The following is a 25,786-nucleotide window of genomic DNA, read 5'->3' as shown; positions in this document are numbered from 1 at the left end:
GGCCGCGGACCGCTCAGATCTCGAAGATCCCGGCCTTCTCGCGGGTGTAGGCGAGGACGGAGTCGTGGCCATAGCCGCTGTCCTTGGTGCCTTCCAGCGGGAACATGACCTTGCGGAAGGTGTTGACCCACACCGTGCCGGTCTCCAGGGCTCGGAACATGCGCTGGGCGGTGCCGAGGTCGCGGGTCCAGACGCCGGCGGCCAGGCCGTAGGTGGAGTCGTTGGCGATGGCGACCGCCTCCTCCTCGGTGTCGAACGGGATGACGACCGCGACCGGGCCGAAGATCTCCTCCTGGCAGACCCGCAGGGAGTTGTCCTCGGTGGCGAACAGGGTGGGCTCGACCCAGTACCCGCCCGCGTACGCCGGGTCGGCCACGGCATCGGCCCCGGACCGGCCGCCGAAGACCAGCTCGGCGCCCTCTTTGGCGCCGATCTCCAGGTACGAGGTGACCCGTTCGAACTGCTCGGCGGAGACGATCGGGCCCATCGTGGTCGCGCGGGACAGCGGGTCACCGAGCCTGATCTCCGCCGCGATCGCCTTCATGCGCGCGATCATCTCGGCGTACACGGGGCGCTGGATCAGGATCCGGGAACCGCCGTAGCAGATCTGCCCGGCGTTGGGGGTGAAGATGGCCTGCGTGGTCACGCCGGGGGCGGCCTTGTCGAGGTCGGCGTCGGCGAACACGATGTTGGGGGACTTGCCGCCCAGCTCCAGGGCCAGCGGCTTGAGCGAGTCGGCCGAGGCCCGGGTGATGATCTTCGCGGTCTGCACCGAGCCGGTGAGGCTGATCTTGTTGACGCCGCGGCTGCGCACCAGCGGGTCGCCGGCCTCCTCGCCGAGCCCGGAGACGATGTTGAGGGTGCCGGGCGGGAGCACCTCGCGCAGCAGTTCCCCCACCCGCAGCGTCGAGGCGGTCGCCTGCTCGGCGGGCTTGATGATGACGGTGTTGCCCGCGGCGAGGGCGAAGGCGGCCTTGGCGGAGAAGGTGGAGATGGGGGAGTTCCACGGGATGATGCCCAGGGTGACGCCGTACGGCTCGCGGCGGGTCACGCCGAGGCTGCCGGGACCGAAGTCCACGCTCCTGCCCTCGGCCGCGGCGGCGCATTCGGCGGCGGCGTTGTTCCACAGGTAGGTCATGCCGGGCAGGTCGCGTCCGGCGGTCTCGCTGATGACGCGGCCGTTGTCGCGGGTCTCCAGCTCGGCCAGCTCCTGGGCGTGCGCGGCGAAGACCCCGGCGACCTTGCGCAGGTGGTGGGCCCGTGCCGGGGCGGGCAGGGCCGACCAGGCCGGGAACGCCGCGCGGGCGGCGTCCACGGCGGCGGCCGCGTCCTCGGCCCCGCTGCGGGGGATCGTCGCCCAGACCTCGCCGGTGGCCGGATCGACCGAGCCGAGCGTGCGGCCGTCCGCGGCGGGCCGCGTCTCGCCGCCGATCAGATTGGAGTACTCCCGTGTCATCGCCGTTCCCTCCCGGACTGCCGAATGCGCGACCAAGCGTACGCTTGGTCGCGCACCGGAGGGAACCCGGGCGTGCCGATCGGCGGGCGGCCCGGCGGGCCGGGCCGCCCGCCGGGTGTCAGTCCACCGGGGTCAGCCCCGCCAGCGGCGCCGGGAGATCGCCGTGGTGGACGACCGTCAGGCGCCGGGTGGGGCGGGTGATGGCGACGTAGAGGTCCTGGCCGCCGCGCGGGGACTCGGACGTGATGCCCGCCGGGTCGACCACGATCACCGAGTCGAACTCCAGCCCCTTGGACTCCTCGGCGGTGAGCACCACGACCGGGGAGTCGAGGGCCTCGGGGGTGGCGCCCGCGGCGGCGTCCGGCAGCGCGGCGCGCACCGCCGCGTGGCGGGCGCCGGAGGCGATCACCGCCAGCCTCCCCTCGCCCTCGGCGCCGGCGCCGATCTCGTCCAGCTCGGACGCGACCAGCTCGGGCAGCCGCACGGCCAGGCCGGCGGGCTCCGTCCGGACGGCCAGCGGCGGCGGGCCGTCGTCGCGGACCGGTTCGGGCGGGACCTGGCCGGGCGCGACCGCGGCCAGCAGGTCCGCCGCCACCCTCATGATCGCCGCCGGGGTGCGGTAGTTGACCATGAGCCGCTGCTCGCGCCAGCGGCCCGGCACGTACCGGTCGAGCATCTGCCCCCACGACCGCGCCCCCGCCGCGCTGCCGGTCTGGGCGATGTCCCCGACCACCGTGAGCGAACGGGTCGGGACGCGGCGCATGACGGTCCGCCAGGCCATCTCCGACAGCTCCTGCGCCTCGTCCACGATCACGTGCCCGTAGGCCCACTGGCGGTCGGCCGCGGCCCGCTCCGCGGTGGTGAGCTCCGGGCCGTCGTCGCGGTTGCGCTCGGCCAGCTCCGTGACCAGCTCCGCGATGTCGACCATGTCCGTCTCGGCCTGGCCGGTCACCTGCAGGACGCCCCGGGCGTAGCGCTCCTCGGCCTCGCGTTCGGCCTCGGCCCGGCGCTCGCGGATCCGGTCGCGGGTGTCGTCCTCGCCCAGCCATTCGGCGGCCTCGTCGAGCAGCGGCACGTCCGAGACCGTCCACTCCCCGGCGGTCCGGTGCAGCAGGCGCCCCTCGGCCCGCGACAGCCCGGCCTCCGCGCCGACCCGGTCGAGCGCCCCGGTGTCGGCGTACAGGTCCGCCAGCAGCCGCTGCGGGGTGAGCTCGGGCCACAGCGCGTCGAGGGTCCTCCGCACGACCGGGTCCCGCCAGAGCGCCTCCTTGGACAGCCGCAGGTCCGTCTCGTCCAGCAGCGGGTCGTCCTCGGCCTCCTCGATCAGCTCCCGCAGCCAGGCCGGCAGCCCGCCCGACTCCGCCATCCGCTCCAGCGGCTCGTCCACGAGCCGGTCGTACTGCCGGGCGCGGTCGAGCGCGAGCGCGTCCAGCAGATCGTGCATGTAGAGGCGGCGCTGGATGTTGTGGGGAGCGCGCACGGCGCGGGCGCGGTCGCGGGCCCGCACGCACTCGTCATGGGCGACCCGCAGCGTCATGTCGTCGGCCTCGACCTCCAGGTCGCCCTCGGGAACGCGCTGCCGGTCCCGTACGGCCGCCTCCACCAGGGCCACCATCCGGAAGTCGCCCTTCAGGACCGCCACCTCCGGCGGCTCCGCGGCGGTCGCCCGCACGCCCGGGTACAGCTCGCCCGCGGTCGCCAGCGTCACGTCGGTCTCACCGAGCCCGGGGAGCACCTGCTCGATGTAGCGCAGGAACGTGGCGTTCGGGCCCACCACCAGGACGCCCCGCCGTTCGAGCACGTCCCGGTGGGTGTAGAGCAGGTAGGCGGCGCGGTGCAGGGCCGCGACGGTCTTCCCGGTGCCGGGGCCGCCCTGCACCACCAGCACGCCGTGCAGCCCGGAGCGGATGACCTGGTCCTGCTCCTCCTGGATGGTGGCGACCACGTCGGTCATCCGCCCGGTACGGCCGCGGCGCAGCGTCGCCAGCAGCGCCGCCTCGCCGACGATCGTGCTCCGGTCGTCCTCGGTGAGCCCGTCGAGGTCGAACACCTCGTCGTCGAGCCGGGCCACCGTCCGGTCGCGCAGGTGGAGGTGCCGGCGGCGGGCGAGCGTGCCGGGGGATCCGGGCGTGGCGGTGTAGAACGGGCGTGCCGCCGCCGCCCGCCAGTCGATCAGCAGCGGCTCCCGGTCCTCGTCGCGCAGCCCGATCCGGCCGATGTAGAAGGTGTCGCCCGGGACCCCGTCCGCTCCGCGATGGTCGATCCGGCCGAAGCACAGGGCGCGCTCGACGGCCGAGAACCGGGCCAGCCGCCGGGCGGCCTCACCGGTGCCGACCTCGCGCTCGACCAGTGCCTGGAAGCCGCCGCCGCCCCCGTGGCCGGGCCCGGCCCGCAGCTCGGCCGCGGCCTCCTCGCGTTCGGTGTCGAGCCGGGCGTAGACGCGGTCGACGTACTCCTGCTCGGTGCGCGTCGCGGCTTCGCGCGCGTCGTCGGCCTCCGGCGCGGGGCCGCCGTCCGGTACGGGCTTGACTTGACGGGCTCGCATGCCTTCTATACACTCCTTGACGAAGGGCTAATTTCTGCTGCGCAAAATGCAGCCGTATCCTAGCACCCGTGGCTCCGGTTCCGCTTCCTGTCGCCGGGGCTTTTTTCATGCCCGGAGCCCCCACTTTTGGGGGGATGTGGCATGAAATGACCGGCTCTGTTGGATCGGGTGTCATCCGCGCACCACGTCGCGGTCATCGGCCTCGGTGAGAGTTTCCGGCGATCACCACCCGGCGATCTTCACCGGCCGTACGAAAGGTCGTGCGCCATGGCCCTTCCGCTTCCTCTCGACCGCAGATCCTTCCTCGTGACGACCGGCCTGGTGGCCGGCTCCGCCGCCGCCCTGCCGGCCGCCACCGGCCCGGCCCGGGCCGCGGCCCGCCGCGGCCCCGGAACGCTGCCCGGCGACCCGTTCACCCTCGGCGTCGCCTCGGGGGACCCCGACCACCAGGGCTTCGTCCTGTGGACCAGGCTGGCGCTCGCCCCGCTCGCCGAGGACGGCCTCGGCGGCATGCCGTCCACCGCCTTCCAGGTGCGCTGGGAGGTCGCCTCCGACGAGCGTTTCCGGCACGTCGAACGGCGCGGCACCGCCCACGCCCGGCCCGAGTCGGCCCACAGCGTGCACGTCGAGCTCAAGGGCCTGCGTCCGGGCCGCGAGTACTGGTACCGCTTCCGCGTGGGCGCGCACGTCTCCCCGGTGGGCCGCGCCCTCACCGCCCCGCGCCCGGACTCGTTCGGCCCCGCCCTGGCGATGGCGTTCGTCTCCTGCTCGCAGTACGAGCACGGGCTGTTCACCGCCTATAGGAGGCTGGCCGAGGAGAACCCCGACCTGATCCTTCACCTGGGCGACTACCAGTACGAGTACCGGAAGGGCGTCTACAACATCCCCGGCGGCAACGTCCGCGACCACGAGGGACCCGAGACCGTCACGCTCGCCGGCTACCGGCAGCGCCACGCCCAGTACAAGTCCGACGCCGACCTCCAGGCGGCCCACCTCGCCGCACCCTGGCTGGTGGTCTTCGACGACCACGAGGTCGAGAACAACTGGGCCGACGACGTTCCCGAGGCGAACTCCGACACCCCGGATCCCGCCGAGTTCCGCAAGCGCCGGGCCGCCGCCTTCCAGGCGTACTACGAGAACATGCCGCTGCGCCGCGCCTCGATCCCCAGCGGACCGGACATGCAGCTGTACCGCCGCGTCCGCTGGGGGCGGCTGGCGAACTTCCACATGCTCGACACCCGCCAGTACCGCGACGACCAGGGCTGCGGCGACGGCTACAAGGACTGCCCCGCCGCCACCGACCCCGCCCGTTCCATCACCGGCGAGGCCCAGGAGAAGTGGCTGATCGACGGTTTCCGGCGCTCGGCCGCCCGCTGGGACGTCCTCGGCCAGCAGGTCTTCTTCGCCCAGCGCGACAACAACGCCGGCCCGCTCAAGGTCACCAGCCAGGACTCCTGGGACGGTTACGTCGCCTCCCGCGACCGCATCACCAGCGGCTGGGTGGACGCCAAGGTGCGCAACCCCGTCGTGCTCACCGGCGACGTCCACGCCCACTGGGCCGGCGACATCAAGGCGAACTTCGACGACCCCTCGTCGGCGACCATCGGCGCCGAACTGGTCTGCAGCTCGATCACCAGTGGCGGGGACGGCGCCGACTCCGACCCGGCCGCCCACCCGTTCCTGAAGATCAACCCGCATCTGCGCTTCTACAACAACCAGCGCGGCTACGTGATCAGCCGGATCGGCAAGGACGAGATGCGCTCGGACTTCAAGACGCTGCCGAACGTCCGCACCCCCGGCGCCGCGGCCTCCACCAAGGCGACGTTCGTCGTCGAGGACCGCGTCCCCGGCGTCCGGCAGACCTACCTGCGCCCGTACGCGGCGCCGAAGGCGTCCGCCGAGGCCGGGCGCGACCTCGGCCGCGAGACCGTGGAGAACGAGACCGTGCGGCCCTGACCGCTACCCGCCCCGGCCGGCGGGCCGGTCGTCCCTGCCGGGGGACGGCCGGCCCGCCCGCGTGACGGGATGGTTCAGCCCTTCCGGGCGGCGACGTTGACCGCGATGACCACGGCGGCGATGAAGAGCACCGACACCGCCTCCATGGTCACGTCCGGGCCTCCCGGAGACGGCGAACGGTGTGCGAAGTCGATCTTGCCCGTAGCGTGGTGGAGGCGGCGGCGCCTACGCGTGCGGCCCGGAGAAGATGTCGTCCAGGTCGTAGGCGACCGGGACCTCCAGCTGCTCGTAGGTGCACGACCCGGGCGTGCGGTCGGGGCGCCAGCGGCGGAACCGCGCGGTGTGCCGGATCCGGTCGCCCTCCATGCCCTCGTAGGCCACCTCGGCCACCAGCTCCGGACGCAGCGCCACCCACGTGAGGTCCTTCTTGCCGGACCAGCGCGAGATCGCGCCCGGCATCCGGTCGGCGGTGCTCTCGGTCTGCCGGGCCCAGCCCTCCCAGGGGTGGCCGGTGTAGTCGTCCATCCGGTACGGCTGGAGCTCCTCGACCAGTTCGGCCCGCCGCTTCATGGTGAACGAGGCCGCCACCCCCACGTGCTGCAGGTGGCCCTCGGCGTTGTTGAGGCCGAGGAGGAGGGACCCCACGATCGGGCCGGACTTGTGCCAGCGGAAGCCCGCCACCACGCAGTCCGCGGTGCGCTCGTGCTTGACCTTGAACAGCACCCGCTTGTCGGGCTGGTAGGCGATGTCGAGCGGCTTGGCGATCACACCGTCCAGCCCGGCGCCCTCGAACTCGTCGAACCAGCGCAGCGCCAGGTCGTAGGAGTCGGAGGCGGGGGTGACGTGGATCGGGGCCCGCGCCTCGGCCAGCGTCTCCACCAGCCGCCGCCGGCGCTCGCCCAGCGGCACCTCCATCAGCGACTCGTCGCCGACGGCGAGCAGGTCGAAGGCGACGAACGAGGCGGGCGTCTGCTCGGCCAGCAGCTTGACGCGGGACGCGGCCGGGTGGATGCGCTGCTGGAGGGCGTCGAAGTCCAGCCGGGAGCCGCGCCGCAGCACGATCTCACCGTCGACCACGCAGCGCTCGGGCAGCTCGCGCTTCACCGCCTCGACCAGGTCGGGGAAGTAGCGGGTGAGCGGGCGCTCGCCGCGGCTGGAGAGCTCCACCTCGTCGCCGTCGCGGAAGACGATGCAGCGGAACCCGTCCCACTTCGGCTCGTACAGCACATCGCCCTTGGGCATGGTCTTGACCGCTTTGGCCAGCATCGGCGAGAGCGGCAGGCTGATCGGCAGGTCCATGCCCCTATCTTGCGCCTCACCTCCGACAATGTGCGTGACCGGGGGGCTGCGGGCACGCCCCCGGCCGGGAACGCACGGTGCCCGCGGGGCCGTCCGGCGGCAGGCGCTAGCCTGCGGCCATGCGCCGCCTGTTCCCCGAACCCGCCGCCGATGTGGACCCGTACGACGCCTACGCCGAGGGGTACGGCGGCGCGCGTCCGGGAGCACCGTTCCTGCGGATCGGCATGGTGATGAGCGTGGACGGCTCGGTCACCGACGCCGAGGGCTGGACCGACGGGCTGGGCGGCGAGGCCGACTTCCGGGTCTTCCGGACGCTGCGGGCGCTGGCCGACGCCATCCTGGTCGGCGCGGCCACGATCCGCACCGGACGGGTCGGGCCCGCCCGGCTGCGCCCCGGCCTGCGGGAACGGCGCGGCGGCCCGCCCGCCCCGATCGCCGTGGTGAGCCGGACCCTGGATCTGGACTGGTCCCTGCCGCTGTTCACGCGCGCCGAGACCCCCACGATCGTGGTGACCTCGCGGGCCGCCGCGGAGAAGGCGACGGTGCCCGCTCCCGTACGGGTGCTGGCGGCGGGCGAACGGGACGTGGACCTCACCGCCGCCGTCCGGGCGCTCCAGGCCGAGCATCCGCGCCTGCTGTGCGAGGGCGGGCCGTCGCTGGCCACCGCGCTGATCAGGGAGGGGCTGGCCGGCGAGCTCTGCCTGAACATCGCCCCGGCCCTGCTGGGCGGCCCGCGCCACACGCGGCTGCTCACCGCGCTCCCGGCCGAGGTCCCGCTGGACCCGGCCGCGGTCTACCTGGACGACGGTGTGCTGTTCCTGCGCTACCGCCTGCGCACGTAGCGCAGGAAGAGGAAGTCCTCGTCGTCGGTGAGGGCGCCGGCGAGGCGCAGCCCGGACGGCGCCGGGAGCGGCGGCCCGTCCAGGACGCGCGGCGAGGCGCCCGCGGCCAGCAGCGGGCTGACCGTCAGGCACAGCTCGTCGAGCAGGTCCGCGCCCGCCACCTGGGACAGGATCCGCGGCCCTCCCTCGCAGAGCAGCCGGGAGTATCCGCGTCCGGCCAGCAGGGCGACCGCGGTGGGGAAGTCGACGTCGTCGTCGCCCGCGGTGACGACCTCGGCGCGGTCGCGGGCGGCCCGCAGCCGTCCCGGGTCGGCCGTCTCGGTGGTCAGCACGATCGTCGGCGCGTCCGGCGGGGCCGCGGTGAAGACCGGCGCGTCGAGATCGAGGCGGAGCGACCGGGACACGATCACCAGCGCGGGCGTCGCGGGCCGGTCCGCGCGCAGCCGTTCCCACGCCGGATCGGGCCGGGCCGGGCCGTACCCCTCCGCGCGCACCGTGCCGGCGCCCACGATCACCGCGTCCGCCAGCACCCGCAGCAGGGAGAACAGCCGGCGGTCGGTCTCGCCGCCCAGCCCGCCGCTGCGGCCGTCGTAGGTGGCCGCCCCGTCCACGCTCGCGATCATGTTGGCGCGCAGCCACGGCCGGGCCGGGCCGGAGGCGGGGCCGGACGGGTAGGCGTACTCCTCCGCCGGATCGACCGGGCTCGCCTCGGGTGACAGCCGCCGCATCCGCATGGCCGCCAAGCTACCCGAACGCGCCCGCCCGAACCGTGACCGCCCGAACCGTGACCGCCCGAACCGTGACCGCCCGTACCGCACCGGCGCGGCGACGTACGGGCATCGAACGATAACGTTCTGTGGCGCAATCCGCCGATTCCCATCACCCCGGCGGGCGACCGGCGGGACACTACGGCCTTCGGAGTGAAGCACCGCACCGGGAGGAACGGGGGAGTGGAGTTCGCCGCGCTCGGCGCATGGATCCTTGCCGCGATCGCCGGAACCTACCTGCTGGCCGTCTGGCTCGCGAACGGGGGGCTGCGCCGGCAGGCGACGAAGGTGACGCGTTTCCCGACCCTGATCGTGGTGGGGCATCCGGTGTCGGCGGCGCTCGGGCTGGCGGTGTGGGTGGCCTACATGGCGACGGGGCGGGCCGGGTACGCGTGGACGGCCTTCTGCGTTCTGCTGCTGATCGTCCTGCAGGGGTTCGTGCTGTTCACCCGGTGGCTGGTGGGCCGGGGCGGGCGGCACGCGCGGGGCGCCGAGCAGGCGTTCCCGGCGACGGCCGTCCTGCTGCACGGGACGGTCGCCGTGGCGACGGTCGTCCTGGTGTTCCTGAGCGCGATCCAGGTCAGCCGCCGCTGAGGGCCCGCCGCTGAGGGCCCTCAGACGAGGCGGCGGAGCACGGTCAGCGACCGGCCGCCCACGCCGACCGCGTCGCGCGCCTTGACGCGCGCCCGGTCGCCGGCCGGCTCCGGATCGGCGGTGTCCAGGGTGAACTCCCAGCGCTCGCCGTACTCGGGGCCCGGCAGCACGAACTCCACCGGTTCGGAGCCGGCGTTGAACAGCATGAGGAACGAGTCGTCCCGGATGCGGCGGCCGCGTGGATCCGGCTCGGTGATGGCGTCGCCGTTGAGGAAGACGCCCAGGGACTTGGCGAAGCCGACGTTCCAGTCGTGGTCGGTCATGCGCTCGCCGGACGGGGTCAGCCAGGCGATGTCGGCGGGCGCGGCGCCCGTGTCGCCGCCGGTGAAGAAGCGGCGGCGCCGGAACACGGGGTGGTCGCGCCGCAGCCGCGACAGGATCCGGACGAACTCCAGATCGCGCGGGTCGCCCGGCCGCCAGTCGACCCAGGCCAGGTCGTTGTCCTGGCAGTAGGCGTTGTTGTTGCCGCGCTGCGTCCGGCCGAACTCGTCGCCGTGGGAGAGCATCGGCACGCCCTGCGACAGGAACAGCGTGGCCAGGAAGTTGCGGCGCTGCCGGGCCCGGAGCGCGAGGACTCCGGGATCGTCCGTGGGTCCTTCGACGCCGCAGTTCCAGGAGCGGTTGTCGTCGGTGCCGTCGCGGTTGTCCTCGCCGTTGGCCTGGTTGTGCTTGGTGTCGTAGGAGACCAGGTCGTTCAGGGTGAACCCGTCGTGGCAGGTGACGAAGTTGATCGAGGCGAACGGGCGCCGGGCGCTGTTCTCGTACAGGTCGCTGGAGCCGGTCAGCCGGGACGCGAACTCCGGCAGCGTGGCCGGCCGCCCGCGCCAGTAGTCGCGGACGGTGTCGCGGTACTTGCCGTTCCATTCGGTCCACAGGGGCGGGAAGTTGCCGACCTGGTAGCCGCCCTCGCCCACGTCCCACGGCTCGGCGATCAGCTTCACCTGGGACACGACCGGGTCCTGCTGCACCAGGTCGAAGAACGCGGCGAGCCGGTCGACGTCGTGCAGCTCGCGGGCCAGCGCCGACGCCAGGTCGAACCGGAACCCGTCCACGTGCATCTCCAGGACCCAGTACCGCAGCGAGTCCATGATCAGCTGGAGTGCGTGCGGGCTGCGCACGTTGAGGGAGTTGCCGCAGCCGGTGTAGTCGAGGTGGTAGCGCTTGTCGTCGTCGCGCAGCCGGTAGTACGAGGCGTTGTCGATGCCCCGGAACGACAGCGTCGGCCCCAGGTGGTCGCCCTCGGCGGTGTGGTTGTAGACCACGTCGAGGATCACCTCGATCCCCGCCGCGTGCAGGGCCCGCACCATGGCCTTGAACTCCGGCACCTGCTCGCCGCGCTGCCCGGAGGAGCTGTAGGCGTTGTGCGGGGCCAGGTAGCCCAGGGTGTTGTAGCCCCAGTAGTTGGTCAGCCCGCGGGCGACCAGCGCGTGCTCGGGGACGAACTGGTGCACCGGCATCAGTTCCACCGCCGTCACCCCGAGGTCGGTGAGGTGGTCGATCATGACCGGGTGGGCCAGTGCCGCGTAGGTGCCGCGCAGCCTCTCGGGAATCGCCGGGTGCAGGCGGGTCAGCCCCTTCACGTGCGCCTCGTAGATCAGGCTCTCGTGGTACGGGACGCGCGGCGGGCGGTCGTCGCCCCAGTCGAAGAACGGGTTGATCACCACGTTCTTCGGCATGTACGGGCCGCTGTCGCCGGTGTTGAGCGCGCCGGGGTCGGAGAACCGGTGGGAGAACAGCGACTCGTGCCACCGGACCTCGCCCTCGACGGCCTTGCCGTAGGGGTCGAGGAGCAGCTTGGCCGGGTTGCAGCGGTGGCCCTCGCGCGGGGCGTAGGGCCCGTGGACGCGGTAGCCGTACCGCTGGCCGGGGCCCACACCGGGCAGGTAGCCGTGCCAGACGAACCCGTCGACCTCGGGGAGGTCGAGGCGTTCCTCATGCCCTTCCGAGTCGAACAGGCACAGCTCCACGCGGTGGGCCACCTCGGAGAACAGGGCGAAGTTGGTGCCGGTGCCGTCCCACGTGGCGCCCAGAGGGTAGGACTCGCCGGGCCATGCCTCCCGCATCTCTCCCCCTCGGCTCGGTCGCACGAACCTCCGATTTTCCCCTACCCGACGGCCTCCCGGGACCCGCACCCGTTCCCCATTGTCGCCGGGCGCTCCAGGCGCCGCACCGGCTGCCCCCGGCTTCGGGCGCCCGCGGCGGGCTCACCCGCCGGGCAGGTGCCTCCAGACCACCTCGTCATCCGCCGTCTCACCGGTCGGACGCAGCCCGGCGCGGCGTGCGACGGCGGCCGAGGCGAGGTTCCCCGGATGCACGTTCGCGACGATGTTCCGCACGCCGTGGGCGGTCAGCCAGTCCAGGAGGGCGCGGGCGGCCTCGGAGGCGAACCCGAAGCCCTGGTAGGGCATGCCGATCACCCAGGCGACCGCGGCGCGCGGCCCGTGCCCGCCGGGCTCGGGCGTCACCGTGACCTGGACCGTGCCGACGGCCTGGCCGTCCCGGCGGCGCCGGACGATCCAGTTGAGCCACTGTTCCTGGTGGTACGGCGACGGCCCGGCGACCAGGTGCTCGTAGCGGGCGCGCAGCTCCCCCAGCGTGAGCGGCTCGCCGCCGATGTAGCGGTGGAGCCGGGGGTCGTCGAGGACCCGCGCCATCTCCTCGGCGTGGTGGACGCCGAGGGGTTCCAGGAGCAGGCGCGGCGTCTCGATGGTCGCTGTGATCGGCACGGGCATCAGCCGACCCTATTCCGTACCGGTTCCAGGTCGTACGCGAGTTATGTCGTACGGGGCGGGCGTCTACGCCTGGGGCGGGGGAGGCGGGCTCAGGCGCCGGGTCCAGACGCCCTCGGGGTGCTGGCGAGGGTCCAGCCACAGCCAGGGCTGTGCGCGGCGGAAGGTCAGGTCGGTGCCGGGCTGCCAGGGGAAGAGCCCGTCCTGGTTGGGCCAGACCACCTGGTGGACGGGCAGGGGCGGGCGGCGGTAGAACGCCAGGGCGCCGCCGAACGCGCCCTCGTACCACCGGAGGTTCACGGGGCGGAACGCCGCGGGCCGTCCCCGGACGACGTCGTCCAGCCGTTCGCCGCCTGCGGGCGCGCGCCCTTCGGCGGCCCGGCGGCCGAGCGTGTTGAGGATCTCCTCCGTCTCGTAGACGTCGCCGCCGAACATCGCCAGCTCGGGCGCGCGGTGGCTGTGCCACAACCCGATGGTGTACGCCCAGCCGGGGCGCTCGTCGTCCCCGGGGACCAGCACCACGCTCCAGCCGTACTGCGTGATGTGCACGATCGTGCGCAGCTGGAAGTTGTCCAGGCGCTCGCGGTCGCCGTAGTCATGGCAGATGATGCACGCGCACGGGGGGCGGCCGTCGGACATGAGGGCCAGCTTACGGCGAGTCGCGTGCTTCCCAGGAGTGCGACGCGCGTGCATGTGCACGTGCGTTTGTCGCGTGCACGTCACCTGCGGCGGTCAAGCCCGTACTTTACGCGCTCCCGGGCACGGCGCGCCCGGTGATCGGCGGAAAACGGGCGCCCGGTGAGGGTCCTCCTGAAGGGCCGTGCCGATCTCGTCCGCGCGGCGGATTGTCTCAGGGGCGCGAGGGCATACCTTCTGAGTCATGAGTCAGCCCACCCCGCAGCCGGGCCGGCGGCCGTCCGACCTCCGGCCGCAGGTCCCGCCAGAGCCCGTGCACGCCGGCGAGCCGGAGCGCGTCCCCGGCCCGCGAGGGGACGGCGACCCGGCGCCAGGGGCGGGCCCGGCGCGCGGCTCCGCGGCGGCTCCCGACCCGGAGCCGGGACGCGACGACCCCCCGGCGGCCGGCGGCGATCCGGTACGGGCCTCCGACGCCGAGCGGGAGGCCGTGGTCGAGGCCCTGCGGGTGGCCTCGGTGGAGGGCCGGCTGACCTTCGAGGAGCTGACCGAGCGCACCGAGAAGGCCTACCTCGCCGTGACCCGCGGCGACCTGGAGCGGATCCTCGCCGATCTGCCCGGCATGGGCGCGCCCGGCGCCGAGCCGGCGCCCCCGCAGGTGCGGCGGCGGTTCACCGCGATCATGGGCGACTGTAAGGAGCGCATCGTCGGCCGCATCGACCAGGAGCTGGAGGCGCTCTCGGTGATGGGTGACGTCGTCCTCGACCTGCGCGGCGCGCAGGTGCCCAGCGGCGAGGTGACCGTGGTGGCCACCGCCGTGATGGGCGACGTCAAGGTGATCGTCCCGGACGGCGTGACGGTGCGGATGAGCGGCTACGCCGTCATGGGCGTCCGCAAGGTGCAGGCCCGGGAGGCCCAGGACGGCGCGCGCGTCCCGGTCGTGAACGTCCGCGCGCACGCCATCATGGGCGATGTGAAGATCGTGGACGACGAGCACCACGCCCCCGTACGGCGGGCCCTGGCCTCCTGGTGGGAGCGCCGGAAGACCGGCGGGGGCGAGGACGGCCCGCCGGGCACGCGCTGAACGCCGCGGGCACGCGGAGGCCGCGGTCCCGCGCGGATCAGACCGCGGCCGCCGCCGGAGCGGCCGTGAGCGCCTCGGTGTAGCGCAGGAGCACCAGCTCGGCCACCTCCGGGGCGGCGCCCAGCACGGGGGACACCACCGCGGCCCCGGCCGCCAGGGACTCCCGGCGGACCTTGTCGGCGAAGTAGCCCGGCGCCAGGAAGTACGAGGCGACGACGACACGGGACGCGCCCGCCTCGTACAGGCCCCGTACCGCCGCGGCGGGCGCCGGGCCGGCCGCGGACGCGTACGCGGCGACGACGTCGCGCCAGCCCCGCCCGCGCCACTCGCGGGCCATCGCCCGGATGGTGGCGTTGGCCGACGGGTCGCTGGACCCCGCCGACACCAGCACCACCGCCGTGTCCGGATCGCCGATCTCCACGCCCGCCTCGGCCAGCCGCCGCTCCAGGGCGGCCACGAGCAGCGGGTGCGGGCCCAGCGTCGCGGCCGTCCGCAGGCGGGCCCGCGGATGCCGCCGCCGCACCTGCGCCAGCACGCCCGGGACGTCGGTCTTGCTGTGGTAGGCGGCGGTGAGGAGGAGCGGCAGCACCACCACCGGCCCGCCCCCCGCGGCGTCCCGCGCGAGCAGCCCTTCCAGGACGGGACCGGGCGCGGGCGGCGCGTGGTCCAGGAACGAGGTCAGGACGGGCACCGCCGGGCGCCTGGCCCGGACGGCCGACAGCAGTTCCTCCACGGTGGCGGCGGCGCGCGGGTCCTTGCTCCCGTGCGCCACCGCGACCATGGGAGGCCGCGCGGTGAGGGGCGGCAGCGTCACAGGTGGATGCCGCATTCGGTCTTGCCCATCCCGGCCCAGCGTCCGCTGCGCGGGTCCTCGCCGGGGGCGACGGGACTCGTGCACGGCGCGCACCCGATCGAGGGGTAGCCGTCGTAGTGCAGCGGGTTCACGATGACGCCGTTGTCGGACATGTAGTTGTCCATGTCCTCCTGGGTCCAGTCCAGGATGGGGTTGACCTTGACCATCCCGCGCTTGCGGTCCCATTCCACGACCCTGCGGTCGCGGCGGCTGGCGGTCTCGTCCCGGCGGATGCCGCTGAACCAGGCCATGTAGCCCTCCAGCGCCCGGCCCAGCGGCTCCACCTTGCGCAGGTGGCAGCACAGGTCCGGGTTGCGCCCGTTCAGGCGGGGGCCGAGAGCGGCCTCCTGCTCCTCCACGGTGCGGGACGGCGTCACGTTGATCACGTTCACCGGGTAGACGGCCTCCACCGCGTCCCGGGTCCCGATGGTCTCGGCGAAGTGGTAGCCGGTGTCGACGAACAGCACGTCGATCCCGGGCTTCACCTTCGACACCAGGTGGATCAGCGCGGCGTCCGACATCGAGGAGGTCAGGCAGATCCGGTCGCCGAACGTGGCCGCCGCCCAGCGGATGACCTCCAGGGTGGAGGCGCCCTCCAGCGCGCTCGCGGCCGATTCGACGATGTCTTCGAGGTCGAGGGCCGGTCTGTCGGTCTCCAGTAGCGTCATCGGGAGTTCTCCTTCGTGTGGGGGGCTCCGACACCGAGGAACTTCAAGGTGAAGGAACGGACGCAGTCACGGCAGAACCACGTCGCTCCTTCCTGCCGGCGGGGCGTCGCGCCCCCGCTCCCCGCCTCCGCGGCGGGGGCCTCGCGCGGTTCGAGATGCTCTTCACCGCAGTACGGGCAGTAGAACGGCGCGGCACGTTCGCTCATCCTCTGCCTCCCGTCTCTCTCGTGGCTTCGCGCGGCCGGCCGGTGGGGTCTCCGGCCGCCCGCTTCGGGTCGCCTACTCCGGGTCGCCTACTTCAGGTCGGCGTCGTCGGCGCGCTGGACCCAGGCGGCGAAGGTCTCGCCCTCGGCGCGCTGCTCGTCGAACTTGCGCACGACCCGCTCGACGTAGTCGGTCAGCCCGTCCGAGGTGGTCTTCAGACCGCGCACCTTCTTGCCGAACGTGGCGCCGACCTGGCCGCCCAGGTGGATCTGGAAGCCCTCCACCTGGTCGCCGTTCTCGTCCACCACCAGCTGGCCCTTGAGGCCGATGTCGGCGACCTGGATGCGGGCGCAGGCGTTCGGGCAGCCGTTGACGTTGATGGTCAGCGGCTGGTCGAACTCGGGCAGCCGCTTCTCCAGCTCGTCGATGAGGTCCATCGCGCGCTGCTTGGTCTCGACGATCGCCAGCTTGCAGTACTCGATGCCGGTGCAGGCCATGGTCTGGCGGCGGAACGTGGACGGGCGCACCTGGAGGTCGTGCTCGGCCAGCGCGGCGGCCAGCGGCTCGGTGTTCTCCTCGGGCACGTCGAGGATCACCATCTTCTGCTCGACCGTGGTGGCGACCCGGCCCGAGCCGTAGCGCTCGGCGAGGTCGGCGACGGCCGTCAGCAGCGGCCCGTTGACCCGGCCCACCCTCGGCGCGAAGCCGACGTAGTAGCGGCCGTCCTTCTGCGGGTGGACGCCCACGTGGTCACGGCGGGGGAGCGGGGCGGCGGGCTCGGGACCGTCGGGCAGCGCGTAGCCCAGGTACTCCTTCTCCAGCACCTCGCGGAACCTGGCCGCGCCCCAGTCGTTCACCAGGAACTTGATCCGGGCGCGGTGCCGCAGCCGCCGGTACCCGTAGTCCCGGAAGACCGAGATGATGCCCTTCCACACCTCGTGCGCCTGCTCGGGCTTGACGAACACGCCCAGGCTCTTGGCGAACATCGGGTTGGTGGACAGCCCGCCGCCGACGAACGCCTGGTAGCCGACCTCGCCGTCGTCGTTCACCACGCCGACGAACGCCACGTCGTTGATCTCGTGGACGGTGCAGTGCGCGGCGCAGCCCGACAGCGCCGACTTGAACTTGCGCGGCAGGTTGGAGAACTCCCGCGACCCGATGTACCGGTCGTGGATCTCGCGGATCTCCGGGCTCGCGTCCAGCACCTCGTCCGCGGCGATCCCGGCCAGCGGGCAGCCGATGATCACGCGCGGGGTGTCGCCGCACGCCTCCATGGTGGACAGCCCCACGGCCTCCAGCCGCTCCCAGATCGCCGGGACGTCCTCGATCGCGATCCAGTGGTACTGGACGTTCTGCCGGTCGGTGATGTCGGCGGTGCCCCGGGCGTACTCGGTGGAGATGTCGGCGATCGCGCGCAGCTGCGGACCGGTCAGCCGGCCGCCGTCGATGCGCACCCGCATCATGAAGTAGCGGTCGTCGAGCTCCTCGTCCTCCAGCATGCCGGTCTTGCCGCCGTCGATCCCGGGCTTGCGCTGGGTGTAGAGCCCGAACCAGCGGAACCGGCCGCGCAGGTCGGCCGGGTCGATCGAGTCGAATCCGGCCTTGGAGTAGACGTCGACGATCCGGCGGCGGACGTTGAGGCCGTCGTCGTTCTTCTTGTTCTCTTCGTTCTTGTTGAGAGGTTCCCGATAGCCGAGGGCCCACTGGCCCTCGCCTCTCTTGCGCTTGGTCGCAGGTGGCACGGCGCGATCCTCATCCATCCGATGGTGGGGACGCGTAGTGCACCGGCAGTCGCGAACAGCCGGCTCGTCGCTGAGCAGGGGTTGGTCATAGGTGACGCCGATGCACCACGCGCCCGTGAAGTACAGGGGGGCGTGGTCGGGGCGTCACAGACAGATCGCGCTGCGGACGCGCAGGAAGTCCACGTGCCGGCGCATCACCAGCAACGGGTCCGCAGCAGTCATACCTGAACTGTGACATGCGGTCTCGCGGGCTGTCCAGTTGCGTCCGGCATGCGGACACGTGAGAAGGGTCATCCCGGTGCGAGGTGTCATCCCTGCCGCATCCAGTTCACCGGCGGCTCCGACCGGCCGGGACCGCCCGCGTCGTCGCGGGCCGCGGTCTCGTCCCCGGAAGCCCCGGAAGCCCCGGAGGCCCCGGAGGCTCCGGCCGCCGGGCGGGGGCGGGCCGCGGGCTGGTGCTGGCAGTCGCACCACGATCCGCCACGGCACTCCCCGTGGCGGTCGTCGCGGCACGCCGGACAGATCACCCCTCCATTGTCACCGATGTCCGATGATGCGTGCTACGTCCCCTTGGGGGTGAGGCCGTGCCCGCGCTCCCGCCGATCATGAGCCTTTCGCCCGTTTCGTACGTCAAAGCGGGTATCACCCGGGCACGACGCGCGGAGGGGAGCGCTGGAATGGTCGATTCGGTAGGTAACGGGCTGACTACGCCCTACGGTATATCGGTGTGACCACGGTTTCGGGCGCCGCCGGCGTCGCCGGTGCCCCGGCAGAGGAGGCCGACACGGACCCGGGGGAGAGGCGGTCCGCGCCGCGCGCCCTGCTGCGCGCCGTGCCACGGATCGTCTGGGGGCTGGTCCGCGACACCGCCGTGGCGGCGTTCCGCTACCGGGTGACCGGGCTGGCGGCGGAGGCGGCCTTCTTCGCACTGCTGTCGCTGCCGCCGCTGGTGATCGGGCTGATCGGGACGATGGGCCACTTCCGCGGCGCGCTGGGGCCGGGCACCGTCGCGGAGGTCCGCGGCTTCCTGATCCAGCAGGCCCAGACCGTGTTGACCGGGCCGGCCGTGGACTCGGTGGTGATCCCCCTCATCGACGACGTGATCCGGGGCGGCAGCCCGGACATCGTGTCGGTGAGCTTCCTCATCTCGCTGTGGGCGGGCTCGCGGGCCACCAACGTCTACGTGGACACGATCACCATCGCCTACGGGCTGTCCGGCCTGCGCGGGGTGATCCGGACCCGGCTGCGCGCCTTCGTGCTCTACCTGGTCGGGCTGCTGGTGATGATCGTGGTGATCCCGCTGCTGGTGGCCGGGCCCGCGCTGGTGCGGCGGACGCTGCCGGAGAGCGCCGGCGTGGTGTCGCTGCTCTACTGGCCGATCGTGGTGACGCTGTCGATCCTCTTCCTGGCGCTGCTCTACCACATGAGCGTCCCGGTGCGGACGGCCTGGTGGCGGGAGGTCCCGGGCGCGGCGATGGCCCTGCTCATCTGGATCGTGGGCAGCTTCCTGCTCCGCCTCTACCTGGCCGGATCGCTGGCCGGGGTCTCGGTGTACGGATCGCTGGCCGCCTCCATCGCCGTGCTGGCGTGGCTGTACGTGGCCGCGCTCGCGGTGCTGATCGGGGCCGCGCTGAACGCCGAGATCGACCGCCGCTGGCCCAGCCCCGGCACCGCCCGTGCGCGCGCCCTCCGGGAGGCGGGCAAGGAGCCGCCCCCGCCCGTGCGCGCGGCCGAACGCGGGGCCGGCGCGGCGCCCGAACCCGCTCCGCGGCCGGGCGACGAGGGCACGGGTTGCGAAAGATAAAAACTCTGCCCGGTTTGGGTTTGAAAAGGCCAAATATGTCGTAACCTCGCGTGATATGACCCGCCGTGACGAGCCCGGTCGGCTGCGTACCGTGACCGGAACCATCCCGACGTCGGACATCACCGGAGCGGTGCTGCCGCACGAGCATCTGCAGCTCGACCTCCGCTGGCCGTCCCGTCCGTCCCTGCTGGACTCCGACCCGCGCCGCTGGCTGGACGAGGAGAAGCCGGTCACCCGCGAGCTGGCCGCGCTGCGCGCCGACCACGACCTCGGCCTGGTCGTCGACCTGACCTGCACGGGGATGGGCCGCAACGCCGCCGCGCTGGCGCGGATCAGCGCCGGTGCCAGGGTCGCGGTGGTCGCCGGCGCGGGCTTCTTCACCGAGCCGTTCCACCCGGCCTTCGTCGGCGACGCCGACGTGGAGAAGCTGGCCGAGCGGCTGCTGGCCGAGATCGGCTTCGGCCTGGACGGCACCAACGCGCTGCCCGGCGTGATCGGCGAGGTCGGCGGCTGGGGGGAGACGCCCTCCGAGGCCGAGGAGCGCTGCCTGCGCGCCGCCGCCCAGGCCGCCCGCTACTCGGGGCTCTCGGTGGCGACCTACGGCCGTTCCGGGCTGGCCCAGCTGGAACTGCTCACCGGGGCCGGGCTGGCCCCGCACCGCGTCGCGGTGGGCCAGCAGGACCTGGTGGACGACCCGGCGGCGCACCGGAAGATCGCCGAGGCCGGAGCCTACGTCTCGTTCGGCGCCCTGGGCCTGGCCGCCGGGGACGCCGACGCCCTCGCGACCCGCGTCCGCAACGTCATGGAGTTCCTGGACGGGGGCCACACCGACCGGCTGCTGCTGAGCACCGGGGTCTCGCGGATGGAGCACATCACCCGGTACGGCGGCCACGGCTTCGGCCACCTCTTCGGCACGTTCGTGCCCGCGCTGCGCGCCGCGGGGGCCGACGAGGACACCCTGCGCCGGGTACTGCACGACAACCCCCTCCGGTGGCTCAGCGGCACCGCTCGCTGACCCGCCGCACCCCGGGCGCCCTCGCGGGCGCGAGCACGGCGTAAGTGGGTAGGGCACAGCACAGAGGTGTTCTGCCGCGTCCCCAGGGAGGGGTGACGCCGATGCGCTGGAACAGGACCGTGCGTGCACGCACGCCGGGCGGTGCGGGCACGGAGACCGAGCGTCCCGCGGTCCGGCTCCCGTACACCGACCGCGCCGAGGCCGGCCGCGTCCTCGCCGAACGGCTGGTGCCGCTGCGCCTGGAAGGGGCCGTGGTGCTGGCGCTGCCCCGGGGCGGCGTGCCCGTCGGCTACGAGATCGCCCGCAGGCTGTCCACCCCGGACCGGCCGGTCCCGCTGGAAGTGCTCGTGACCCGCAAGATCGGATACCCGCCCCAGCCGGAACTGGGCGTCGGGGCCGTCGCCGAGGGCGGTGAGCCCGTCTTCGACCACGGCCTGCTGGCCCGGCTCTCGCTGGAGGAGAGCGACCTGGCCGCCACCGTGACGGCCGAGCGCGCCGAGCTGGAACGCCGGGTGCGCGCCTACCGGGGCGATCGCCCGCTCCCCGCGCTCGGGGGGCGCCCCGCGATCGTGGTGGACGACGGGCTGGCCACCGGGGGGACGGCCAGGGCGGCCTTGCGGGCCGTCCGGCGGCTGGGCCCGTCCCGGCTGGTGCTGGCGGTCCCGGTGGGGGCCGCGGAGACCGTGACGGCGCTGTGGGACGAGGCCGACGAGGTGGTGGCGCCGGCGGTGCCCTGGTCCTTCCGGGCGGTCGGGCAGTGGTACGTCCACTTCGAGCAGCTGTCCGACGCCGACGTGATCGCCTGGCTGGACCGGGACGCGGCGGCGCGGGGGGCGGAGCGGTGACGGGCGTGTACGTGCCCGCCGGCGAGGTGCGGCTGGAGGGCGACCTGGAGATGCCCGCCGGGGCCGGCGGCCTCGTGATCTTCGCGCACGGCAGCGGCAGCGGCCGGCACAGCCCGCGCAACCGGCAGGTGGCCGCCGCGCTCAACGGCGCGGGGTTCGGCACGCTGCTGTTCGACCTGCTGACCGCCGAGGAGGAGATCGAGGACCGGATCGACGCCCGGCTGCGGTTCAACGTGCCGCTGCTGGCCGGGCGGCTGAGCCGCGTGGTGGCGTGGGCGCGGGTCGAGGAGGGCGTCGCGGGCCTTCCGGTGGGGCTCTTCGGCGCCAGCACCGGCGCCGCCGCCGCGCTGGTGGCCGCCGCCGCGTGCCCCGGCGACGTCGCCGCGGTGGTGTCCCGGGGCGGCCGTCCCGACCTGGCCGCGCACTCGCTGAGCGAGGTGCGGGCGCCCACCCTGCTCATCGTGGGCGGGCGCGACCTGGAGGTGCTGTCGCTCAACGAGCAGGCCCTGGAGCGCATGGACGCCGCCGCCGGGCACGAGCTGACCCTCGTCCCGGGCGCCGGGCACCTCTTCGAGGAACCGGGGGCGCTGGAGGAGGTGGCGCGGCTGAGCGCCGAATGGTTCCGGGCTAATTTGCGGAAATAGCCCGCGCCGTGTTGTCGGGTGCGGTATTAGGGATGGTTTCGCCCGCCATTAGCGAGTGCGGGCAGGGCGCACATGTAACGCACATGTGATGAAAAACCCGTGCAACGTTAGCGTTGCCCGCTCCGTGGACCCGGACGGGACTCTGGAGCGGGCAACGCAAACGGCCCCGCGGTGCGGGGCCGTACGTTTTTTCGGTGGCGTGCCGGGGTGCGCGAGGGGAGCCGCAAGGGAAGCCCTGGTGCCGCCGGACCGGCGCGGCCGGACCGCGGAGCGGTCGCGGCCGGTCAGGCGGCGTTGGCGCGGCGCATCCGGCGACGGCGCTCGGACGCGCGCTCGTCTTCGTTGAGCCCGCCCCACGTGCCGTACTTCTCGGGCCGGGACACCGCGTAGTCCAGGCACTCCGAGCGGACGGGGCAGCCCATGCAGATCTGCTTGGCCTTACGCTCGCGAATCTCGCGCTCGGGCTGACGTTCGCCGTCGGGGCCGAAGAAGAGCACGAGGTCTTCCCCCCGGCACGCCGCGGCGTCCTGCCAGCCCCAGCTGGGACGAGGGAGGTTTGCCTGCCGACGTACCTGAGCCATGGAACACCCACCTTGGTTGGTTTGCTGAGCAAATTTCGGACATGGACGCTCGACGTGCTTCGGAGACATGCGTCAGAAGCGCCGAAAGTTCCAACGTCTAGAGTTGCCGCTCTGTTCCCCTCGCCCGGTTCACCGGGCGGCTGAGGGGCCGTGCGACAGGGAGACCCTCGAATGGGGCCTTCGAGAGATTACACGAGGGCCGCTGTGTTGAGAAGGGTGATGTCCCTAACAAAGTAGGTTCCCAGCTTCTCCGAGCACTCCGAACCGCACGGATCGGCCTGTACGGCGCTCTCAATGATCAATCGGTAACGGTTCCCCCGGGCCCGGGCCACCGCCTCGTAGGGTGATGTCCCGGTGACCGACTCCACGGTGACGCCGTCGACGTCGAAGATCGAGCAATGGGCGCGCAGAAAATGCTCGGCGGCCTGCACCGGCTCCGGCTGCCCGGCCCTGCCGCGCAGCCGCTCCAGCCTGACCTCGCCGTTCAGGTACGCCTCGACCGCCGCCGTGGCCTCCTCGGGGCCAAGGTCGCCGTAGTACAGAGCGTGGGGAAGGCATACCAGATTCGCTGCGTAGCGGTCACCGCCGACGTGGGTCGTTTCCCAGACAAAGGCTCCGAAACGTGATGCCAGATGCCGGGCCAGGGGAGCGCCGGTGCGGGCGCAGCACGCGTTGCGCTTCCCGTGCGTGCAGACCAGCAGGACGGGCTCGCCGACCGGCTCGCCGAAGCCGGGCCGCCTCCCGGCGGCCAGCGCGCGCAGGTCGAGCCCGGCGAGCTCCGCGGGGTCGGCCAGCTCCCGGCCTTCGAGCCAGACCTCGTCGCCGGAGGAGTATCCGGCGTACACCTGGACGGGCGGGACGCCCCGCCGCCGGCCGGGTCTGCGGATGAGCTGGGGGCGGACCCCGGCGGCCCGGGCGGCCCGTACGGCCTCGGCGATGGGGGCGGGGTCGGTCAGGTCCTCGATGCGGACCGGCCAGGGCCCCGGATGCTCGATCAGCAGCCAGCTCCGCGCCTTCGCCGTCGCGCTGGCCAGGCACGGCCGTTCGCCCGAGTGACTCCCCGGGCAGTGGTCGCAGCTGTTCCGGCGCGTCAAGCGAACCCCCGTCGATCGTGATCGGTATTAGGTTAGGGTAACCTAACCGATCCCTCGGGGGTAGGTCCTGTGACGCGGGTCATAGTCACCGCGCGGCCACCGGGACCCCACCCTAGAGCTGGGGTGAACTGGGCGAACTGTCCGGATCATCCCGACTGTCGGGGGCCGGTGCGTGCCGGCGCAGCACCGCCTCGGCGGCCGGGACGGCCGCCGCGCGATCCTCCGGGACCAGCCCGATCCGGGTCCGCCGGTCGAGGAGGTCGCCCACGTCCAGCGCCCCCTCGTGACGCACCGCCCAGGCCAGTTCCACGCCGAGCACCGGCAGCCCGGGCACGACCGGCTCCAGCGAGCCCGGGCCCTCCTCCCGCGCCAGCGCCGCCAGCAGGGGCGCCTCCGCGCCGTACCGGCGGACGAGGCGCGCCGGGACGCCGCCGGGCACCGGAGGCCCCGCGCCGGGGCGGGCGGCGGGCGCGGCGCCCACGAGCGGGATCCGGGCCGTCCGGCTCGGCCGCGCAGGGCCGAGACGGCCGGCGGCCAGCACCGCGTCCACGGCGTCCTCGGCCATCCGCCGGTACGTGGTGAGCTTGCCGCCGACGATCGTGACCACCCCGTCCGGGGAGGTCAGCACGCGGTGCCGCCGGGAGATGTCGGCATGGGTGCCGGCCGGCGGACCCCCGCCCGGCCCGGCGGGGCCGTCGTCGAGCAGCGGGCGCAGCCCGGCGAAGGCCCCGGCGACGTCCGCGCGCCGCACCGGCGCGTCCAGGACCGAGCCCAGGACGTCCAGCAGGAACCCGATCTCGCCCTCGGTGGGCTCGGGCACGTCGGGGATCGGGCCGTCGGCCGGCTCGTCGGTGAGCCCCACGTAGACGCGGCCGTCGCCCTGCGGGAGCACCAGGACGAAGCGGGCCCGCGAGCCCGGGACCGGCACCTGCATCCCGGCCGTCGTCCCGCCCAGGCTCCCGGCGCGCAGCACCAGGTGGGTGCCGCGGGAGGGGAGCAGCCGCACCCCGTCCACCAGGCCGCCGGCCCAGACACCGGCGGCGTTGATCACCGACCGGGCGCGCACCGGGAACGTCCGTCCCGTCCGCTCGTCCCGGACCAGCGCGCCCTCGCCGGTCACCGTCAGCGCCCGGCAGCGGGTGAGGATCCGCGCGCCGTGCGCGGCGGCGGTCCGGGCGATCGCCGTGACCAGGCGGGCGTCGTCGGCCAGCCGCCCGTCCCAGGACAGCAGCCCGCCGCGCAGCCCGTCCGGCCGCAGCGCGGGCGCCAGCCGGAGCGTCTCGGCGGCCGTGAGCCGGCGCGGGCCGGGCAGCAGGCTCCGCGGGGTGCCGGCGGCCAGCCGCAGCGCGTCCCCGGCGGCCAGCCCGCCGCGGACCAGCGCCTCCTGCCGCCGCGGCACCATCGGTGTCAGCGGCATCACGAACGGGAGGGCGCCCAGCAGGTGCGGCGCCGTGCGCCGCAGGAGGACGCCGCGTTCCACGGCGCTCTCGTACGCCACGTCCAGCTGCCCGGAGGCCAGGTAGCGCAGCCCGCCGTGGATGAGCTTGGAGCTCCACCGGGAGGTGCCGAACGCCAGGTCGTGCGCGTCGATCGCGGCGACGCTGAGACCGCGGGAGGCGGCGTCCAGTGCGGCCCCCGCGCCGGTGGCGCCCAGCCCGACGACCAGCACGTCGACCACCTCGCCGGGGAGCGCGGCCAGCTCCCGGGCACGCCGGGCGGCGTTCAGCGACGAGCGTTCCGGCGGGGCGCTCACGGGGCCAGCGTCCTTTCCAGGAGGAGCGCCAGCTCGGTGTCGAAGGCCGCCTCGTCCAGCTCCGGGTCGGCGGCGTCGGTCATGGTGCGCGCCGACAGCGCGAACGACTGGACCACCAGCAGCAGCGCGCGGGCCTGCCGGGCCGGATGGCCGGGCCGGACGGTGCCGTCGCGGTGCCCCTCCCGCAGGGCCGTCTCGAACATCTCCAGGAACGCCTGCTGGCTGGCGCCGCAGCGGTCGAGCACGTACGGCAGCAGCAGCTCGGGATCGACCTCGACGATCTTGCGGAGCAGCGGGTGGGAGCGGAACGCGCGCACCCCCGCGACCAGGCCCGCCACCAGCCGGGCACGGACCGGCCCGCCGTCGTCGGGCGGCTGCGCGCCGACGGCGGCGGCCAGCCACTCCCGGGTCATCAGGTCGCCCACGATGGTGCGCACGTCGGGCCAGCGCCGGTAGAGGGTCATGCGCGAGACCCCCGCGCGCCGGGCGATGTCGGTCAGCGTCGTACGGCGCACGCCGACGGCCAGCACGCAGTCGCGGGCGGCGTCCAGCACGGCGTCCTCGGCGGTCCTCTTGTGACGGTCTGACGTCATATGTCACAGTGTAAGGCATGGAATC

Annotated in this window: 22 protein-coding genes; 8 read left to right on the top strand and 14 right to left on the bottom strand. The window is 73.6% G+C overall.

Going from position 1 to position 25,786, the window contains the following annotated elements; translation table 11 throughout:
- Window positions 1-13: 13 nt before the first annotated feature.
- Window positions 14-1,456, bottom strand: coding sequence for an aldehyde dehydrogenase family protein (locus IW256_RS25320; protein ID WP_197013343.1), 1,443 nt, complete (start codon window positions 1,454-1,456; stop codon window positions 14-16).
- A gap of 118 nt (window positions 1,457-1,574) precedes the next feature.
- A complete protein-coding gene (locus IW256_RS25315; RefSeq protein WP_197013342.1) occupies window positions 1,575-4,001 on the bottom strand; it encodes a HelD family protein in 2,427 nt (808 codons plus the stop codon).
- 267 nt (window positions 4,002-4,268) lie between these two features.
- Between IW256_RS25315 and IW256_RS25310 the strand changes: the two genes are divergently transcribed.
- Entirely contained in the window at window positions 4,269-5,957 is a 1,689-nt protein-coding gene (locus IW256_RS25310; RefSeq protein WP_197013341.1) for an alkaline phosphatase D family protein, read from the top strand.
- Between the two features lie 225 nt (window positions 5,958-6,182).
- Here IW256_RS25310 and IW256_RS25305 read toward each other — a convergent pair whose 3' ends face one another.
- Complete coding sequence (locus IW256_RS25305) at window positions 6,183-7,256, bottom strand: ATP-dependent DNA ligase (RefSeq protein WP_197013340.1); 1,074 nt, start codon at window positions 7,254-7,256, stop codon at window positions 6,183-6,185.
- A 119-nt stretch (window positions 7,257-7,375) separates the two neighbouring features.
- On the opposite strand from IW256_RS25305, the gene IW256_RS25300 reads away from it, so the two are divergent.
- Window positions 7,376-8,098 (top strand): dihydrofolate reductase family protein, encoded by a 723-nt coding sequence (locus IW256_RS25300; RefSeq protein WP_197013339.1) that lies wholly within the window; start codon window positions 7,376-7,378, stop codon window positions 8,096-8,098.
- Here IW256_RS25300 and IW256_RS25295 read toward each other — a convergent pair.
- Window positions 8,080-8,832, bottom strand: a complete 753-nt coding sequence (locus IW256_RS25295) for a pyrimidine reductase family protein (protein WP_231403918.1) — start codon at window positions 8,830-8,832, stop codon at window positions 8,080-8,082. The genes IW256_RS25300 and IW256_RS25295 overlap by 19 nt on opposite strands.
- A gap of 186 nt (window positions 8,833-9,018) precedes the next feature.
- Between IW256_RS25295 and IW256_RS25290 the strand changes: the two genes are divergently transcribed.
- Window positions 9,019-9,459, top strand: a complete 441-nt coding sequence (locus IW256_RS25290; protein WP_307829057.1) for a hypothetical protein — start codon at window positions 9,019-9,021, stop codon at window positions 9,457-9,459.
- Window positions 9,460-9,479: 20 nt separating this feature from the next.
- On the opposite strand, the gene glgX is transcribed toward IW256_RS25290, so the two are convergent.
- The 3 genes from glgX to IW256_RS25275 form a co-directional block, all read right to left on the bottom strand.
- Window positions 9,480-11,582, bottom strand: coding sequence for a glycogen debranching protein GlgX (gene glgX / locus IW256_RS25285; RefSeq protein WP_197013337.1), 2,103 nt, complete (start codon window positions 11,580-11,582; stop codon window positions 9,480-9,482).
- A gap of 141 nt (window positions 11,583-11,723) precedes the next feature.
- Entirely contained in the window at window positions 11,724-12,251 is a 528-nt protein-coding gene (locus IW256_RS25280) for a GNAT family N-acetyltransferase (protein WP_197013336.1), read from the bottom strand.
- A 63-nt stretch (window positions 12,252-12,314) separates the two neighbouring features.
- The gene (locus IW256_RS25275; RefSeq protein WP_197013335.1) at window positions 12,315-12,887 is read right to left on the bottom strand and encodes a DUF4262 domain-containing protein; all 573 of its coding nucleotides are present in this window, start codon (window positions 12,885-12,887) and stop codon (window positions 12,315-12,317) included.
- Window positions 12,888-13,128: 241 nt separating this feature from the next.
- Here IW256_RS25275 and IW256_RS25270 point away from each other — a divergent pair, with 241 nt between their 5' ends.
- The gene (locus tag IW256_RS25270; protein WP_197013334.1) at window positions 13,129-13,965 is read left to right on the top strand and encodes a DUF1707 SHOCT-like domain-containing protein; all 837 of its coding nucleotides are present in this window, start codon (window positions 13,129-13,131) and stop codon (window positions 13,963-13,965) included.
- Between the two features lie 37 nt (window positions 13,966-14,002).
- Here IW256_RS25270 and IW256_RS25265 read toward each other — a convergent pair whose 3' ends face one another.
- From IW256_RS25265 to IW256_RS25255, 3 genes are all read right to left on the bottom strand, one after another.
- Window positions 14,003-14,794, bottom strand: coding sequence for a sirohydrochlorin chelatase (locus tag IW256_RS25265; RefSeq protein ID WP_197013333.1), 792 nt, complete (start codon window positions 14,792-14,794; stop codon window positions 14,003-14,005).
- Complete coding sequence (locus tag IW256_RS25260) at window positions 14,776-15,486, bottom strand: phosphoadenylyl-sulfate reductase (protein WP_197013332.1); 711 nt, start codon at window positions 15,484-15,486, stop codon at window positions 14,776-14,778. The genes IW256_RS25265 and IW256_RS25260 overlap by 19 nt, the downstream gene beginning before the upstream one ends.
- 293 nt (window positions 15,487-15,779) lie before the next feature.
- The gene (locus IW256_RS25255) at window positions 15,780-17,450 is read right to left on the bottom strand and encodes a nitrite/sulfite reductase (protein ID WP_197013331.1); all 1,671 of its coding nucleotides are present in this window, start codon (window positions 17,448-17,450) and stop codon (window positions 15,780-15,782) included.
- Window positions 17,451-18,159: 709 nt separating this feature from the next.
- On the opposite strand from IW256_RS25255, the gene IW256_RS25250 reads away from it, so the two are divergent.
- The 4 genes from IW256_RS25250 (at window position 18,160) to IW256_RS25235 (ending at window position 21,740) form a co-directional block, all read left to right on the top strand.
- The gene (locus IW256_RS25250) at window positions 18,160-19,236 is read left to right on the top strand and encodes a YihY/virulence factor BrkB family protein (RefSeq protein ID WP_307829056.1); all 1,077 of its coding nucleotides are present in this window, start codon (window positions 18,160-18,162) and stop codon (window positions 19,234-19,236) included.
- Between the two features lie 91 nt (window positions 19,237-19,327).
- Window positions 19,328-20,251 carry a phosphotriesterase family protein gene (locus IW256_RS25245; protein WP_307829055.1) on the top strand — a complete coding sequence of 308 codons (924 nt, stop codon included), beginning with the start codon at window positions 19,328-19,330 and terminating at the stop codon, window positions 20,249-20,251.
- A 119-nt stretch (window positions 20,252-20,370) separates the two neighbouring features.
- Window positions 20,371-21,096: a phosphoribosyltransferase gene (locus IW256_RS25240; RefSeq protein WP_307829053.1), complete on the top strand. Its 726-nt coding sequence runs from the start codon at window positions 20,371-20,373 to the stop codon at window positions 21,094-21,096.
- The gene (locus IW256_RS25235; protein ID WP_307829052.1) at window positions 21,093-21,740 is read left to right on the top strand and encodes a dienelactone hydrolase family protein; all 648 of its coding nucleotides are present in this window, start codon (window positions 21,093-21,095) and stop codon (window positions 21,738-21,740) included. Before IW256_RS25240 ends, IW256_RS25235 begins: the two co-directional genes overlap by 4 nt.
- 284 nt (window positions 21,741-22,024) lie before the next feature.
- Here the strand turns inward: IW256_RS25235 and IW256_RS25230 are convergent, their stop codons facing one another.
- From IW256_RS25230 to IW256_RS25215, 4 genes are all read right to left on the bottom strand, one after another.
- Complete coding sequence (locus IW256_RS25230; protein ID WP_081640018.1) at window positions 22,025-22,321, bottom strand: WhiB family transcriptional regulator; 297 nt, start codon at window positions 22,319-22,321, stop codon at window positions 22,025-22,027.
- A 188-nt stretch (window positions 22,322-22,509) separates the two neighbouring features.
- On the bottom strand, window positions 22,510-23,415 hold the full coding sequence (locus tag IW256_RS25225) for a sucrase ferredoxin (RefSeq protein WP_197013328.1): 906 nt from the start codon (window positions 23,413-23,415) through the stop codon (window positions 22,510-22,512).
- Between the two features lie 112 nt (window positions 23,416-23,527).
- The gene (locus tag IW256_RS25220) at window positions 23,528-25,168 is read right to left on the bottom strand and encodes a glycerol-3-phosphate dehydrogenase/oxidase (RefSeq protein ID WP_197013327.1); all 1,641 of its coding nucleotides are present in this window, start codon (window positions 25,166-25,168) and stop codon (window positions 23,528-23,530) included.
- Window positions 25,165-25,761: a TetR/AcrR family transcriptional regulator gene (locus IW256_RS25215; RefSeq protein ID WP_197013326.1), complete on the bottom strand. Its 597-nt coding sequence runs from the start codon at window positions 25,759-25,761 to the stop codon at window positions 25,165-25,167. The genes IW256_RS25220 and IW256_RS25215 overlap by 4 nt, the downstream gene beginning before the upstream one ends.
- Between the last annotated feature and the right edge of the window lie 25 nt (window positions 25,762-25,786).

This window comes from Actinomadura viridis (assembly GCF_015751755.1).
Taxonomy (GTDB): Bacteria; Actinomycetota; Actinomycetes; order Streptosporangiales; family Streptosporangiaceae; genus Spirillospora; species Spirillospora viridis.
Note: the sequence above shows the minus strand (reverse complement) of the source record. Positions and strands in the feature narration are given on the sequence as shown.

Bases quoted from the DNA above. Each gene is read 5' to 3' on its own strand.
- IW256_RS25320 (WP_197013343.1), bottom strand. From the start codon at position 1,456: ATGACACGGGAGTACTCCAATCTGATCGGCGGCGAGACGCGGCCCGCC.
- IW256_RS25315 (WP_197013342.1), bottom strand. From the start codon at position 4,001: ATGCGAGCCCGTCAAGTCAAGCCCGTACCGGACGGCGGCCCCGCGCCG.
- IW256_RS25310 (WP_197013341.1), top strand. From the start codon at position 4,269: ATGGCCCTTCCGCTTCCTCTCGACCGCAGATCCTTCCTCGTGACGACC.
- IW256_RS25305 (WP_197013340.1), bottom strand. From the start codon at position 7,256: ATGGACCTGCCGATCAGCCTGCCGCTCTCGCCGATGCTGGCCAAAGCG.
- IW256_RS25300 (WP_197013339.1), top strand. From the start codon at position 7,376: ATGCGCCGCCTGTTCCCCGAACCCGCCGCCGATGTGGACCCGTACGAC.
- IW256_RS25295 (WP_231403918.1), bottom strand. From the start codon at position 8,832: ATGCGGATGCGGCGGCTGTCACCCGAGGCGAGCCCGGTCGATCCGGCG.
- glgX (WP_197013337.1), bottom strand. From the start codon at position 11,582: ATGCGGGAGGCATGGCCCGGCGAGTCCTACCCTCTGGGCGCCACGTGG.
- IW256_RS25280 (WP_197013336.1), bottom strand. From the start codon at position 12,251: ATGCCCGTGCCGATCACAGCGACCATCGAGACGCCGCGCCTGCTCCTG.
- IW256_RS25275 (WP_197013335.1), bottom strand. From the start codon at position 12,887: ATGTCCGACGGCCGCCCCCCGTGCGCGTGCATCATCTGCCATGACTAC.
- IW256_RS25270 (WP_197013334.1), top strand. From the start codon at position 13,129: ATGAGTCAGCCCACCCCGCAGCCGGGCCGGCGGCCGTCCGACCTCCGG.
- IW256_RS25265 (WP_197013333.1), bottom strand. From the start codon at position 14,794: ATGCGGCATCCACCTGTGACGCTGCCGCCCCTCACCGCGCGGCCTCCC.
- IW256_RS25260 (WP_197013332.1), bottom strand. From the start codon at position 15,486: ATGACGCTACTGGAGACCGACAGACCGGCCCTCGACCTCGAAGACATC.
- IW256_RS25255 (WP_197013331.1), bottom strand. From the start codon at position 17,450: ATGGATGAGGATCGCGCCGTGCCACCTGCGACCAAGCGCAAGAGAGGC.
- IW256_RS25230 (WP_081640018.1), bottom strand. From the start codon at position 22,321: ATGGCTCAGGTACGTCGGCAGGCAAACCTCCCTCGTCCCAGCTGGGGC.
- IW256_RS25215 (WP_197013326.1), bottom strand. From the start codon at position 25,761: ATGACGTCAGACCGTCACAAGAGGACCGCCGAGGACGCCGTGCTGGAC.